This is a genomic window from Pseudomonas sp. OE 28.3 (assembly GCF_014268205.2).
Lineage (GTDB): Bacteria > Pseudomonadota > Gammaproteobacteria > Pseudomonadales > Pseudomonadaceae > Aquipseudomonas > Aquipseudomonas edaphica.
The window spans coordinates 4,639,118-4,652,075 of record NZ_CP077082.1 but is presented as its reverse complement, the minus strand read 5'-3'; the positions used below and the strand labels follow the sequence as shown (position 1 = coordinate 4,652,075).

The 12,958-nt window shown below is 61.4% G+C and carries 14 protein-coding genes; 7 read left to right on the top strand and 7 right to left on the bottom strand.

What is annotated here, in order from left to right; translation table 11 throughout:
• Positions 1-7 precede the first annotated feature (7 nt).
• Positions 8-652, bottom strand: a complete 645-nt coding sequence (locus HU759_RS20865) for a TetR/AcrR family transcriptional regulator (protein ID WP_170037867.1) — start codon at positions 650-652, stop codon at positions 8-10.
• A 121-nt stretch (positions 653-773) separates the two neighbouring features.
• On the opposite strand from HU759_RS20865, the gene HU759_RS20860 reads away from it, so the two are divergent.
• Together HU759_RS20860 and HU759_RS20855 are read left to right on the top strand one after the other, a co-directional pair.
• On the top strand, positions 774-1,991 hold the full coding sequence (locus HU759_RS20860) for an MFS transporter (protein ID WP_186617791.1): 1,218 nt from the start codon (positions 774-776) through the stop codon (positions 1,989-1,991).
• Positions 1,992-2,195: 204 nt separating this feature from the next.
• Positions 2,196-3,062, top strand: coding sequence for a DNA/RNA non-specific endonuclease (locus HU759_RS20855; RefSeq protein ID WP_017136998.1), 867 nt, complete (start codon positions 2,196-2,198; stop codon positions 3,060-3,062).
• Between the two features lie 85 nt (positions 3,063-3,147).
• Here the strand turns inward: HU759_RS20855 and HU759_RS20850 are convergent, their stop codons facing one another.
• From HU759_RS20850 to HU759_RS20830, 5 genes are read right to left on the bottom strand one after another with little or no spacing between them, the layout of a single operon-like run.
• Positions 3,148-4,167: a branched-chain amino acid aminotransferase gene (locus HU759_RS20850; RefSeq protein WP_017136997.1), complete on the bottom strand. Its 1,020-nt coding sequence runs from the start codon at positions 4,165-4,167 to the stop codon at positions 3,148-3,150.
• A gap of 33 nt (positions 4,168-4,200) precedes the next feature.
• The gene (locus HU759_RS20845; protein WP_186617793.1) at positions 4,201-5,451 is read right to left on the bottom strand and encodes an ATP-grasp domain-containing protein; all 1,251 of its coding nucleotides are present in this window, start codon (positions 5,449-5,451) and stop codon (positions 4,201-4,203) included.
• Complete coding sequence (locus tag HU759_RS20840) at positions 5,448-6,395, bottom strand: DMT family transporter (RefSeq protein ID WP_170037873.1); 948 nt, start codon at positions 6,393-6,395, stop codon at positions 5,448-5,450. Before HU759_RS20840 ends, HU759_RS20845 begins: the two co-directional genes overlap by 4 nt.
• Complete coding sequence (locus HU759_RS20835; RefSeq protein WP_186617795.1) at positions 6,392-7,597, bottom strand: DUF6421 family protein; 1,206 nt, start codon at positions 7,595-7,597, stop codon at positions 6,392-6,394. The genes HU759_RS20840 and HU759_RS20835 overlap by 4 nt, the downstream gene beginning before the upstream one ends.
• The gene (locus tag HU759_RS20830) at positions 7,584-8,132 is read right to left on the bottom strand and encodes a hypothetical protein (RefSeq protein ID WP_017136993.1); all 549 of its coding nucleotides are present in this window, start codon (positions 8,130-8,132) and stop codon (positions 7,584-7,586) included. The genes HU759_RS20835 and HU759_RS20830 overlap by 14 nt, the downstream gene beginning before the upstream one ends.
• A gap of 240 nt (positions 8,133-8,372) precedes the next feature.
• On the opposite strand from HU759_RS20830, the gene HU759_RS20825 reads away from it, so the two are divergent.
• The 5 genes from HU759_RS20825 (at position 8,373) to HU759_RS20805 (ending at position 12,712) form a co-directional block, all read left to right on the top strand.
• Positions 8,373-9,584 carry a YeeE/YedE family protein gene (locus HU759_RS20825; RefSeq protein ID WP_170037877.1) on the top strand — a complete coding sequence of 404 codons (1,212 nt, stop codon included), beginning with the start codon at positions 8,373-8,375 and terminating at the stop codon, positions 9,582-9,584.
• 26 nt (positions 9,585-9,610) lie between these two features.
• Complete coding sequence (locus HU759_RS20820; RefSeq protein ID WP_169984752.1) at positions 9,611-10,486, top strand: LysR family transcriptional regulator; 876 nt, start codon at positions 9,611-9,613, stop codon at positions 10,484-10,486.
• Between the two features lie 111 nt (positions 10,487-10,597).
• Positions 10,598-11,023, top strand: coding sequence for a VOC family protein (locus HU759_RS20815; protein ID WP_026013706.1), 426 nt, complete (start codon positions 10,598-10,600; stop codon positions 11,021-11,023).
• A 158-nt stretch (positions 11,024-11,181) separates the two neighbouring features.
• Complete coding sequence (locus tag HU759_RS20810; RefSeq protein ID WP_170037882.1) at positions 11,182-11,724, top strand: isochorismatase family protein; 543 nt, start codon at positions 11,182-11,184, stop codon at positions 11,722-11,724.
• A 4-nt stretch (positions 11,725-11,728) separates the two neighbouring features.
• Positions 11,729-12,712, top strand: coding sequence for a helix-turn-helix domain-containing protein (locus HU759_RS20805; protein ID WP_017136987.1), 984 nt, complete (start codon positions 11,729-11,731; stop codon positions 12,710-12,712).
• Here the strand turns inward: HU759_RS20805 and HU759_RS20800 are convergent.
• Positions 12,683-12,850: a DUF2986 domain-containing protein gene (locus HU759_RS20800; RefSeq protein WP_017136986.1), complete on the bottom strand. Its 168-nt coding sequence runs from the start codon at positions 12,848-12,850 to the stop codon at positions 12,683-12,685. The genes HU759_RS20805 and HU759_RS20800 overlap by 30 nt on opposite strands.
• Positions 12,851-12,958: the final 108 nt, after the last annotated feature.

Below are 12,958 nucleotides of genomic sequence, written 5' to 3'. Positions count from 1 at the left end.
GGCCGGTTCAGGCGTGATTGAAGTGGGTGCGCGGTGCGACGGTTGAGGCTGCAACATCCCATGTCAGCAGGAGTTGAGTGATCGCCGCGTCGATAGCCACATGCGGCACGTTATCGCGCGCCAGAATCGAAACGCCCTGCAAGAAACTGTCAAATACCGTCGCCATCGACGCTGCCTGCGTGGTGCCCGGCAATTGCCCAAGACGTATCCCGCGCTCAACGCAGGCGACGATACCCGCCCGGGTGCGCACCCGCGATTGCGTCAGTGCGTCCGCGACCCGCGCGTTCTCCGGGCTGGGTGCGCTCATCACGCCCAGCGCCACCATGCAGCCTTTGGGGTGCCCGTCTTCACACTGCATGCGCGCCGACTGGCGCAGCGCGGTTTCGATGGCCTTACGCGGGGGCAAAGCCTCATCCCACAGGCATTCGGTGACCTGGGCGTAGGTGGCCAGATAACGCTGCACGCATTCATCGAACAGCGCTTCTTTGGAGCCGAATGCGGCGTAAAAACTCGGCGCGGAGATACCGCCACCCAACCCGGCCTTGAGCTGGGCGAGGGAGGTGGCGTCGTAACCGTGCTGCCAAAACAGGTGCATGGCCTGTTCCACGGCCTGGTCTCGGTCGAAATTACGCGGGCGGCCCATTTGTGCCATGTCGGGAATCCTCTGGGTAAGCGAGATAAATACTAGTCGATACATAAGTCGCTGACAACGAGCTGTGTGTGCACGCAACATTTATATCGATCAGTATCTAAGTCATCTCAAGGAGTCTCCCGTGACACCCTCACTCAGCCTATCCGCGGTATCCGACCGTCTGCCCATTGGCGCCTTGCTCGCCCTGGCCATGACCGGCTTTATCTGCATCGTCACTGAAACCCTGCCCGCAGGGCTGTTGCCGTTGATCAGCGACGGCCTGGCGATTTCGCCGTCGATGGCCGGGCAGATGGTCACGGCCTACGCGCTGGGGTCGGTGCTGGCGGTGATTCCCATGACCATTGCCACCCGTGGCTGGCGGCGGCGCAACGTGTTGCTGCTGACTATCGTCGGCTTTCTGCTGTTTAACTCCATCACCGCGCTGTCGTCCCAGTACGGCGTAACCCTGGTGGCGCGGTTCTTTGCCGGCGTGGCGGCAGGGCTGGCCTGGAGCCTGCTGGCCGGTTATGCCCGGCGCATGGTTGCGCCGCATCAACAGGGCCGGGCGCTGGCACTGGCCATGGTGGGTACGCCGATTGCGTTGTCGCTGGGTGTGCCGCTGGGCACTTGGCTGGGCAGCCTGGTGGGCTGGCGTACGACGTTCGGCCTGATGTCGGCGCTGACGCTGCTGCTGATCGTGTGGGTGCTGGTGAAAGTCCCGGACTATCCACCGCAGCCTGCGCACCAGCGGCTGTCCCTGGGCCAAGTGCTGACCACGCCCGGCGTGCGGCCGGTGCTGGCGGTGGTGATCAGTTGGATGCTGGCGCACAACATTTTGTACACCTACATTGCCCCGTTTGTGGCGCGTGCAGGCTTGGCTGAACGTGTGGATTTAGTCTTGCTGGTGTTCGGCATTGCCGCGTTGGTGGGGATCTGGTTGACGGCCAAGCTGGTCGAGCCGTTGTTGCGTAAGACGGTGCTGGTAAGCCTGGTGACGTTTGCGGCAGTAACCCTGGTGTTCGGCTTTTTGGGCAGCGTGCCGCAGGTGATCTACCTTGGCGTGGCCGTGTGGGGCCTGAGCTTTGGGGGGGCCGCGACACTGCTGCAAACCGCGTTGGCCGATGCCGCTGGAGAGGGCGCGGACGTGGCGCTGTCGCTGAACGTGGTGGCGTGGAACAGCGCCATTGCGGCCAGCGGCGTGGTCGGTGGCGTGTTGCTGGAAACGTGGGGCGCCGCCTCATTTCCATGGGCAATGACGCTGTTGCTGCTGGTAGCGTTGGTGATTGCCTGCACGGCGCATGCCCATGGCTTCAAACCGGGACGGCGGTCAGCCGATGGGCCTGCGGTGGCAGGGCACTAGGTGCTAAGCGAGCTTCACGGTCATGGTGCCGCCTGCCAGTTCGGCAAGTTGCTTCCCCGGCAGGCGCAGCATCCTGCGTGAAGCGCTGGCGTGCTTTAACGAGGTGGGGAGCCTGGCGCAGGTGGCCTGGAATTCGATCCGTCAGGCGTCGCACTAAAGTTTAAAGTGAGGGTCCATTAGGCTCCTCACTTTAAGATATAAAACATGCACTTACGCATCATTGCAGTCGGCCTGTCGGCGTGTGTTCTGCTCTCGCCCGGCGCGCAGGCCCGCAGCCTGCTGGACCTGATCAAACCACCGGCCCATGAACACACTTCGCGCTCAAGCTCCATCAGCCAAAGCGCGGCCCTTGGTCTCTATTCCCGTCAAGAAAAACAGCTCTCCTTCGACGGCTGCGCGGACCTGTTTCCTGGCGCCACGCCGATCAACACGGCCACCGTACCCGCCTCGATGAAACCCATGGCGCTGTGTTCGGATCACTTTGCGGTGCTCTACTCGCAAACCAGCAAGACGCCTTTGGTGGTGGTCGAGCGTTTGAACGCCGCACAGTTGAAAGACGCCAAGGGTGAAGAGCGCACCAACCAGTTTTATCCCGATCCGCGCATTCCCAAAGGCGCCCGCGCCGAGCTGAGCGACTACCGCAGCCAGCACCCGGCGGTGGACCGCGGCCACCAGTCCCCAGCCGCCGATGCGCCAAGTGCAAATGCCATGGCGCAGTCCTTCGCCTTGTCGAACATGGTGCCGCAAGACCCCACCAATAACCGCAAGATCTGGAGCAAGGTCGAGGCCGACGTGCGCAAGTTCGCGGTACGTGCAGGCGGTAATGTGTTTGTGTTCACCGGCCCGTTGTTTGATGCCGGCTACAGCACCATCGGCGACAACAAGGTGTGGGTGCCGACACGCCTGTTCAAGCTGGTGTACGACGCTTCGTCCAAACGTGCCTGGGCCTATGTGCTGCCCAACGCCGAAACCCGTATCCAGAAGCCGATGGACTACGACACCTTTGTGAAAAGCACCGGGCTCAAGTTGCTCGGCAACTTGCCGGTTACCGGTTCGGTGGGGCGGACATGAGCCCTTTCGGCCGGTCTGTCTGACGCTTGATCGGCCCGTTGTACTGACACCCACGGGGTGTCGGCACAGCGAGCGCCTCAGGGCTTTAGACTTTTTCGATCCAGCCTGCCGGCGCTTCAACGTCGCCGTTCTGGATGCCCGTCAACTCATTGAACAAACGTTGGGTCATCGGGCCGGCTTCATGTTCACTGTGGAATACATGCAGGTGATCGTTGTAGCGGATACCGCCAATCGGTGTGATAACCGCCGCGGTGCCGCACGCGCCGGCTTCCTTGTACGCCGCCAGGTTGTCGATATACACATCCTCTTCCACCGCCTTGAGCCCCAGACGGCTTTGCGCAAGCTCGATCAACGAGGCGCGGGTGATGCCAGGCAATACTGAAGGCGAACGCGGGGTCACAAAGGTGTTGTCATGGGTGATGGCAAAGAAATTCGCCGAGCCGACTTCTTCGATTTTTTTATGGGTCAGCGGGTCGAGGTAAATGCAGTCGGCAAAACCCGCCTGCCGTGCCTCGGTACCGGGTAGCAGGCTGGCCGCGTAGTTTCCGCCGACCTTGGCGGCGCCGGTGCCATTGGGGGCGGCGCGGTCGTAGTCCGAAATGATGAAGTTGCTCGGTTGCAACACGCCTTTGAACAACGCGCCGACCGGGATGCAAAACACGCAGAAGATAAACTCCGGCGCGGTACGCACACCGATGTTATCGCCCACACCGATGACGAAAGGTCGTAGATACAGCGAGCTGCCTGTTCCGTAGGGCGGCAGGAAGCGTTCGTTGGCCTTGATCACCTGCTTGCAGGCATCAATGAATTGCGCGGTCGAGACGGGCGGCATCAGCAGCCGTGAGCAACTGCGCTGCATACGGGCAGCATTCTGATCGGGGCGAAACAGGTTGATCGAACCATCCTTGCAACGGTAGGCCTTCATCCCCTCAAAACACTGCTGGCCATAATGCAACGCGGTTGAGCCTTCGCTGATATGCAGCTGGTTATCTTCGGTCAGTGCACCTTCCTGCCACTGACCGTCACGCCAATGTGCGATGTAACGAAGGTCGGTTTTCCTGTAGCTGAAACCCAGGTTATTCCAATCCAGTTGCGGATGTTCCATATCACGACTCCCGAACCCGGCTACGGGTGGTATTTATTGGTTCCAGTTGATGCTCAAGGAAGCATCAAGCCATTGGTGGTAAGCGCTCGCCGCCTCATCCGAGGCATGTACCGAGAAGATGAACCCTGGGTAGCCGCCAAACGCGGGAGGGGGTGGTGAAAGATGCCCTGCCTCGAAAAAAGTCACGATCCGGGCGGTTTCAGGGTGCTCCGCGACCTTTTCCAGCCCGCTGAAACCGTTGAAACGGCCATCGCCGCGCAGAGGAATGATGTAGTTTGCTGCCACTCTGGCGGCCGGCAGCACATCGGGCAGTGCCGGGGTGGGCAAACCCAGGGCGGCCTTCATGCACAGTGCGGCGAACGACACGCCGGTGCTCTGTTCCACCACAAAGTGCGAGACCCCCGAGCCCCCTATGCGTGCGCCGATTTCAATCACATACGCTTGCTGGTTGGCATCCAGGCGCAGCTCCACATGGGCGGCGCCCATGGTAATGCCCAGTGCCTTGACCCCGGCGCGCGCGGTCTCACACAGGGCCATGATCAAGGGGTCGTCGATATCTCGACGCTGGCGGTAGATCGTTTCTTCAAACCAGGGCCCTTCGGGTTGGCCCTTGTCGCCCACTGCCAGGACATGCACCCCTTCGATATCAACAAAGCACTCCACAACGAATTCTTTACCCGGCAAATACTGTTCAACAACCAGGCCTGCGGCTTTGTCCTGGTCATAGAAACGAGCCAGGTCCTTGCTCTGGACCTCCCAGACCGCGTTGACCAGGGCGGGAAGCTCTTCGGCCGTTTTGGCCAGCATCACACCGGTGCTCGACCAGCCGGAGAGCGGCTTGATCACCAGTGGCAACCCCAGGGCGCGGGTTTGCGACAGGTCGTGCGGGTTATCGATGTAGCAAAAGCCCGGCGACCTCAAGCCTGCCTCGGCAAAGGCCTGGCGCATCAGGTACTTGTTGCGGGCCAGCGCGGCCACATGCGGATCGATGCCAGGTGTACCGATTTTTTGCGCCGCCAGTGCCGTCCAGATGATCGCTTCTTCGCGAACCGTCATCACCCCGCCAATCCCTCTCTCTTGCACGCCGGCCGCGAACGCTTCCAACGCCACCTGCGGCTCGTCGAAAACCGGCAGCTGCCAGGTCGACGTGACTGCCGGCAAGTGCGCGGGGGCGCTCTCGGTCGTGTCGTAAATCAGTACCAGTTCAACACCTGCCGCTTCTGCGGCCTCAAATACAAAGGACAACTTGGCACTGCGGTGGCAAACCAACGCCAGCTTTTTCATTGTATTTCCTCACTAACCGGTTGGTTTGGGGCACGACGCTTGAACGTCCAGCCCGAGGCGCCTGATGCATCCATGAATAACAGGGTGATCCCCACCATGACCGCAATCATCGCGACGATTTTTACTGCACCCAAGGTCGTGCCGGAGCCGATCAACCACTCACCGGTGACCACGGCGAACGGTGCCAGCAAGCCAATCGCATTGGCATACAGCACGCCGCCCTCGGCCAAAACCTTCTGGTACAACACATACACCGGCGCCGAGCAGGCAGCCCCCAGGATCAGCACTTTGAGCGCATCCTCAAGGTTCAGGCGCAACAAGGGCGCGGGGTCGAGAATGAACAGCGGCACAAAGCACGCCGCGGCGATCAGTGTGACCCAGGCCAGCGAGTTGATCAGTGGCAAATCCTTGAGGTAGCGCTTGGACAGCAGGCCATAAACGGCGTAGGAAAGCGCCGCGACCAGGGCCAGCGCAATGCCAGACGGGCTGACTGCGCTAACGTCACCGGTGTGGGTATTGAACGCCAGCGCCGCGACACTGACGATCACCACACCCGCCAGTTTGAGCCAGGAAAACCCCAGGCTGCGTGTCAGCAGGCCCAGCAAGTAGGTAATGCCCGGGATCGTCGCCAGGACCATGGTCAGGTCGCTGGCTTTCAGCGTTTTCAAGGCGCCGAAGCTGCAGACAAAATAGAGCGAGAACCCCAGGATCGACAGGATGAAAAACCCCGGCATTCTTGCGAGCAGCGGCTTGGATGACAGCGGCGGTCGCGTGCCGAACGCCACGATCAACCATAAGGCGGCGGTTGTGGCCCACAGCCTGAGCCCAACGGCATGCATCACCGAAATGCTACCGAGCAGGTTTTTCGACAGCAGCCAACTGATCGAGAACAACGCGAGAATGGCCACGGTGAACAGCAGCAGACGGACCTTCAATGCATTCATTGGGGGCACTCGGCCAGCACGCGGCGTGCGTAGTGCGTGGCCGGGAAATTGAAACGTGCCAGTGGGGTTTGCGGTGTGCCCAGATGTTGCTGAACATAGGCTTTGGCACCCGCCAGGTAGGCCTCGTCGTCGAGTGCTTCGAGGGCCTCGATATCGGCAATCATCGACACAAGCTTTTGGTCAAGACGCTCGCTGTCAAAGCTGAGGTGGCCGTGCTCGGTTTCGACCAATGCGTTGGCATTGATCAGCATCTCAAAGAGCAAAATCCCGGTGCCGGCATCGAACGTCATATGCTGGTCCGAGTCCTTGGGGTAGCGGAACATGCGCTCGAGCAGAATGAACTCGGCGATTTCACGCCAAAAGTCCGGACGGTGTTCCAGCACCAGGCGCACCGTAATCAAGTCACACTTGGTTTCTTCCAGCAGGCCGGTAAACCAGTTCAGCTTTATGTACAGGTTTTTGTCCAACGGGCGTGGCCCGGTGTGGTGCGCATAGTCATGGTAATAACCCCACAGGCAACGCGCGTCGTACATGTCTGGCTCAGACATCTGGCGGCTGCTCAATTGGCCGAACAGGAACGGGCTTTGGCGCCCGAACAGACGGTCTGCCTCGACGAGTGTCTGTTCGTTGTAGATACGCAGAAACTTGCTGAAGAAGAACAGCGCGAAGGTCTGTTTATCGACCTTGGCTGCCGTCGCCACGGACTCTGGAAACAGCACTATGCAATTGCCTTGCAGGAACCCCTTCGAGGCCGCTCCCAGCTTGATGCATTGAAACGGTGCCACGTACTGCTCGGTGTACTGCGCGGCCTTTGCCAGGTAAGGGGTTTCACTGCGGTAGCCGGTGACCAGCTCCAGCCGAAAGCCTTCGGGGTCAGGGCCGTTGGTCGCGCGCATGGGGGCCAGTAGAAACAAGGCGTCGCCGGGTGCAGGGGTGTTGAAACTGGCGAGAGTTTTATCGAATAGAGGCCGTTGATCCAGGCCATTCTTCAGCCAGTTGCCCAGGTCTTCCAGGGTCGCCGTCAACAGCGGCGCAGATAGCCCGTCGATCATTGCAGCGTGCCGGTCGAGCTCGGTGATCAAGCGGTTGATGAGGGCATGGTCGGCTACGTTCGGCGCCTTGATGCTGCCATCCAGTTCCTGGCGGGCACGCACTTCGTCGACGATATTGACCAGGGTCGACAGCGGATCAGGCTTTTGCATGGTCGGCTCGCTTCAGCGAATGGACCAGAAAGGCCATCGGCACCTGGCCGAAATCCTCAATGATGTTCAGCTCATGCAGGTCTGCCGCGACCACGGTGGTCACGCACGCATCTGCCTGGCCAGTGCTGCACAGCACGGCGGCATCGGCATTGCTGTTGGCGAACACTTTGCGGTAGTGGCTTGCCACCAGGGATTGGGGCGCGGGATGGGTTGCCACACTCTTTATCTGGTCGGCGCTGGTACGGCTGGCAAGCACCATGGAGTGGGTCGGCATGATGAAGCTGTCGCACAGCTCCATATCGCCCAGGCGGGTAAAAATCAGCGTATGCAAATCGGGGTACGCGGCGCAGCTTAAAAGATAGCCGTCCTGTTTCCCGGACAACTCATCAAAGGCTTGCTCAAGCGTCTCATGCAGAACAATTCGCTGCGTGCCATTGCGCGCTTCACGAGAATCAAGCCACCACTGCGCGGCGGTGGCGCAATTGGTACCCTCGGGGCCGAGCGTATAGATGGTCGGACTGATAGCCGTGTGCATGCTTTAACTTCCTTGTCAGAGCCCACCGGACAGCGGGCCAGAATCCATTCCTGCCACCCATTGGTGGCTGCCTTGGCGGAGGTTACTGTAGGTTTTTTGTTCAAGCAATACACCCGGCGAAACTAAACGTTGCCACCTTCGCAGGCGTTGCCTGGCCGTCTGAATTCCTGCAAAGGCCGACCCTGTCAGGGTTTATACTCACCGCCAAACTTCCCCCTCCGATCAAATCCGAGAAAGCCCATGAGCACCTCCCTTTCCCTGACCCCCGCGCGCAAGCCTATCGCGCCGTTGGCGGCTTTTATCATCCTGGTGGCCGGTGCCGTATTCCTGCAAAACAGCGTCGGCTCGCGCCAGGTGCTGTTGCTGGTGGTCGGCGCCGCATTGGGCTTGACCCTGTACCACGCCGCTTTCGGATTCACGTCGGCCTGGCGCGTATTTATCAATGATCGGCGCGGCGCCGGTTTGCGCGCACAGATGGTCATGCTGGCAGTGGCGGTGTTGCTGTTCTTCCCGGCGCTGGGAGCGGGCACGTTGTTCGGGCAGCCGGTGGTCGGGCTGGTGGCACCGGCTGGCGTATCGGTGGTGTTCGGGGCGTTTATCTTTGGTATCGGCATGCAGTTGGGCGGCGGTTGTGCGTCCGGCACGCTGTTCACCGTCGGCGGCGGCAATGCGCGCATGCTGGTGACGCTGCTGTTTTTTATCTGCGGTTCGCTGATTGCCACGCACCATGTGGATTGGTGGTTCGCGTTGCCGGCGTTCCCGGCGGTGTCCATCGTCAAGAGCTTCGGCGTGTTGCCGGCCATGATTCTGAGCCTTGCCGTGTTCGCGGTCATCGCGCTGGTCACCGTGCGTTTGGAGAAGGGCCGTCACGGCCAGCTTGAACCCGGCGTGAGCAGCGAGCACATCGGCCTGCGCCGCTTCCTGCGCGGGCCTTGGCCATTGGTGTGGGGGGCAATCGGTTTGGCGCTGCTTAACTATGCGACGCTGGCGCTGGCCGGGCGGCCATGGGGCATTACCTCGGCGTTCGCGCTGTGGGGCGCCAAAGTGGCCAGCGGCTTGGGTGTGGACGTGGCCAGTTGGGCGTTCTGGCAAATGCCGGGCAATGCCAAAGCCCTGGCAGCGCCCGTGTGGGAAGACATCACCAGCGTGATGGACATCGGCATCGTCCTCGGCGCGCTGTTGGCTGCGGGCCTGGCCGGGCGTTTTGCCCCAAACCTGAAAATCCCGGCACGCTCGCTGGTGGCCGCAGTGATCGGTGGTTTGCTGCTGGGCTATGGCTCGCGCCTGGCTTACGGCTGCAACATCGGCGCGTACTTCAGCGGCATCGCCTCCGGCAGCCTGCATGGCTGGGTGTGGTTGGTGGCAGCGTTTATCGGTAACAGCGTCGGTGTGCGCCTGCGGCCGTTCTTCTTCGCAGGCGAGCGACCGCAGGTGGCCTTGAGCGGTTGCTGAACCCCAACGACCTATAAGGCAGGCCCATGATCAGAGAACTGAGAACCTTCGTAAGCGCCGCCCGCCGTGGCACTTTCGCCGCCGCCGGGCAGCAGGTGGGGCTGACGCAATCGGCGGTGAGTGCGCAGATCAAACACCTCGAGGACGCCCTGGGCGTCAAGCTGTTCGACCGCACCGGTCGCTCCGCCACGCTCAATGCGGCCGGGCAGCGCGCGGTGCCGCTGGCGGAGGAGATCCTCGATATTTTCTCGCGCATGGGCGCGCCCGACAGCGCCAACAACTTTCACGGCTCGCTGCGCATCGGCGCCATCGGCAGTGTGCAAACCGGCCTCCTGCCCCAGGCGCTGGTCGCGCTTAAACGCCGCGCGCCGTTTATCGAGGTCAGCCTGGTGCCGGGGGTTTCGCTCAACCTGCTCAGCCAGGTGGATGCCGGTGAGCTGGACCTGGCGATCATGATCCACCCGCCGTTCAACCTGCCCAAAGACCTGAATATCGAAGTGATCGCCCGCGAACCCTTTGTGCTGATTACCGCCAAGGACGTGCAGGGCGACGACCCGCTGCAGATCCTGCGCGAGCAACCCTTCGTGCGGTATGACCGTGGCTCGTTCGGCGGGCGCCAGGTCACGCAGTTTCTCAAGGAACACAAGATCCAGACCCGGCAAGCGCTGGAACTCGACGAGCTGGACGCCATCGTCAAGATGGTACGCAGCGGCCTCGGCGTGTCGCTGGTGCCCCTGGCCGGCCTGTGGCTGGAACACGGCAGTGACGTGCGGGTTTTGCGATTGGACAAGCTCACGTTCTACCGTGAAATCGTGCTGCTGACCAAGTACACCCAGCGCCAATTGCCGCTCTTCGAATTATTCAGGGCGTGCGTCATCGAAGTGCTGGATGCGCCGAAGTAGGGCGCGAGCATCGAAATTATAGAGGCTCAGGGCGAAGGATATCCGCTTTATCCGTGGGGCTTTCTGGTGAAGAATCGGGTTCTAACCAAACAGAACCTGCAGGTAGCCACCGTGAGCCTTTCTCCCTTTCACCTAGCGATTCCCGTCTACGACCTGGCCGCCGCGCGTCACTTCTACGGCGATGTGTTTGGCCTTTCGGAAGGTCGCTCCAGTGCGCAATGGGTCGACTTCGATTTCTACGGCCACCAACTGGTGATTCACGAGCACCCCAAGACGCAATCCCAGGAATCGGTGCACTCCAACCCCGTGGACGGCCACGCTGTGCCGGTGCCGCATTTCGGCGTCATCCTGCAATGGGACCAGTGGGAAGCCTTGGCCGATCGGCTGCGCGCGCGGGAAACCCAGTTTGTGATCGAACCCTACATCCGCTTCAAGGGTGAGGTAGGCGAGCAGGCCACCATGTTCCTGTTCGACCCGTGCGGCAACGCCCTGGAGTTCAAGGCGTTCAAGGACATGGGCCAGCTGTTCGCCAAGTAATTGCTCACCGTGCGCAAACGTCCCAGGGTGATTTGCGCCGCTGAGCCGGTATGTCTGAATCGGTCCTGAAGTGGTCCGGCACCTGCCTGTCGCTCATCGGCGCGGGTGCTTACCATGGCTTGCATCAACCACTGTGATGCAAGCCACGAGGACCTGTCATGAACCATAAAGCCCTTATTGTTATCGATGTGCAGCATTCGTTCCGTCATTCTGCTTACTGGTCCGAAAATGACCTGCCGTTGTTCCTGGAAAAACAGCAAGCGCTGATCGATGGGTGTGTTCAACAGGGCATCCCGGTGATACAAGTCTTCCATGTTGAAGACCAAGGGCACTTTTCGATGGCATCGGGCAATGTCAAAACCTTGAGTGAGTTGTCGATCAACCCCGACCTGATCATTCACAAGCGCTTTCACAGCGCCTTTGCCGGCACGCCGTTGGCTGCACGGCTTACGGAGATGGGCGTGAGCGCGCTGATCATCAGTGGCATCCGCACCGAACAGTGCTGCGAAACCACCACCCGGCAGGCGTCGGACAGCGGTTTTGCGGTGGATTTTGTCAGCGAGGCGACCCTGACCTTCCCGATGACCCACGCACGCAGTGGCCGCGAATACAGCGCCGCCGAGATTCGTGAGCGTACCGAACTGGTGCTGGAAGAGCGCTTTGCGCGCATCGTCACCGTCGCCCAGGCGCTGGAGCGTTGAACCCGTGAGCGTGCCGGTGCTGTTCGTGCTGTTGCCCAATGTGCTGATGCTGGACTTGGCCGGCCCCGCCGAGGTGCTGCGCCTGGCCGCGCAGAGCGAGGACCCTGCGGCTCTCGACTTCGACTTGCAGTACGTCAGCCCGGTGCCGTCCCTGCAAACCTCGATTGGCTTGCCGCTGGCCGGCTTGGCGCCTCTGCCGCCAAGCCTGGCGCCCGGCACGCTGGTGGTGTTGGTCGGCTCCACGTCAAAGGTGAGCAAGGCGCAGCAACAGGCGTTCGAGTCGGCCAGCGACACCTTGACCCAATGGCTGCAAAGCGTGTTTGCAGCGTCGGGCCAGCGGCTTGTTTGCGTGTGCGCCGGCGCATTAAGTGCCGCCCGCGCGGGGTTGCTCGATGGCCGCCAGTGCACCACCCACCACGCGCTGTGCGAGGCATTGCAGGCCCTGGCGCCCAAGGCCCGCGTGCTGGAAAACCGGCTGTATGTCACGGACGGCCCGGTCAGTTGCAGCGCCGGTGTCACGGCGGGCATCGACCTGATGCTGCACCTGCTCGCCGAGTTGGCCGGGCCACGCCTGGCCTGCAGTGTGGCGCGCGACATGGTGGTGTACATGCGTCGCAGCGGCGCCGACCCGCAGCTCTCAGCCTGGATCACCGGTCGCAACCACCTGCACCCGGCCGTGCACCGAGTGCAGGACGCCATCACCGCGGCGCCCTGTGAAGCCTGGACCGTCACACGCATGGCCGAACTGGCGTGCACCAGCAGCCGACACCTGGCGCGGCTGTTCCACGAACACGTCGGCATCAGCCCGTTGGACTACCTGCACACGCTGCGTATCACCGTGGCCCGTGAACTGCTCATGGCGTCGAGCCTGGACATGGAAACCGTCGCCGAGCGCGCAGGCTTTGGGTCAGCCCGGCACCTGCGGCGTATCTGGAGCAAATATGAGGTGGGGACGCCTTCAAGCGGGCGTGTCGGCGCCGCTGGTTGAGGCTTGATCGGCCTCGGCTTCGAGTTTGGCGCGGTCTGCCTTGCTGATGTACTTGTCTTTGCTTTTCGGCGCCAGTTTGGCGCTGGCCTTCTTGGCTTTAGCCTTGAAGAGCTGCTTGAGTTTTTTCTGGCGGTTCATGTGTCGGTGCCTGATGGGTGAAGGCCCGGATGATATCAGGTTAAAAACCTGGGTCGCTTTTTAGCGTCAATCTGTGCATTGAACACCCTGGGGTTTTACCAATAATCG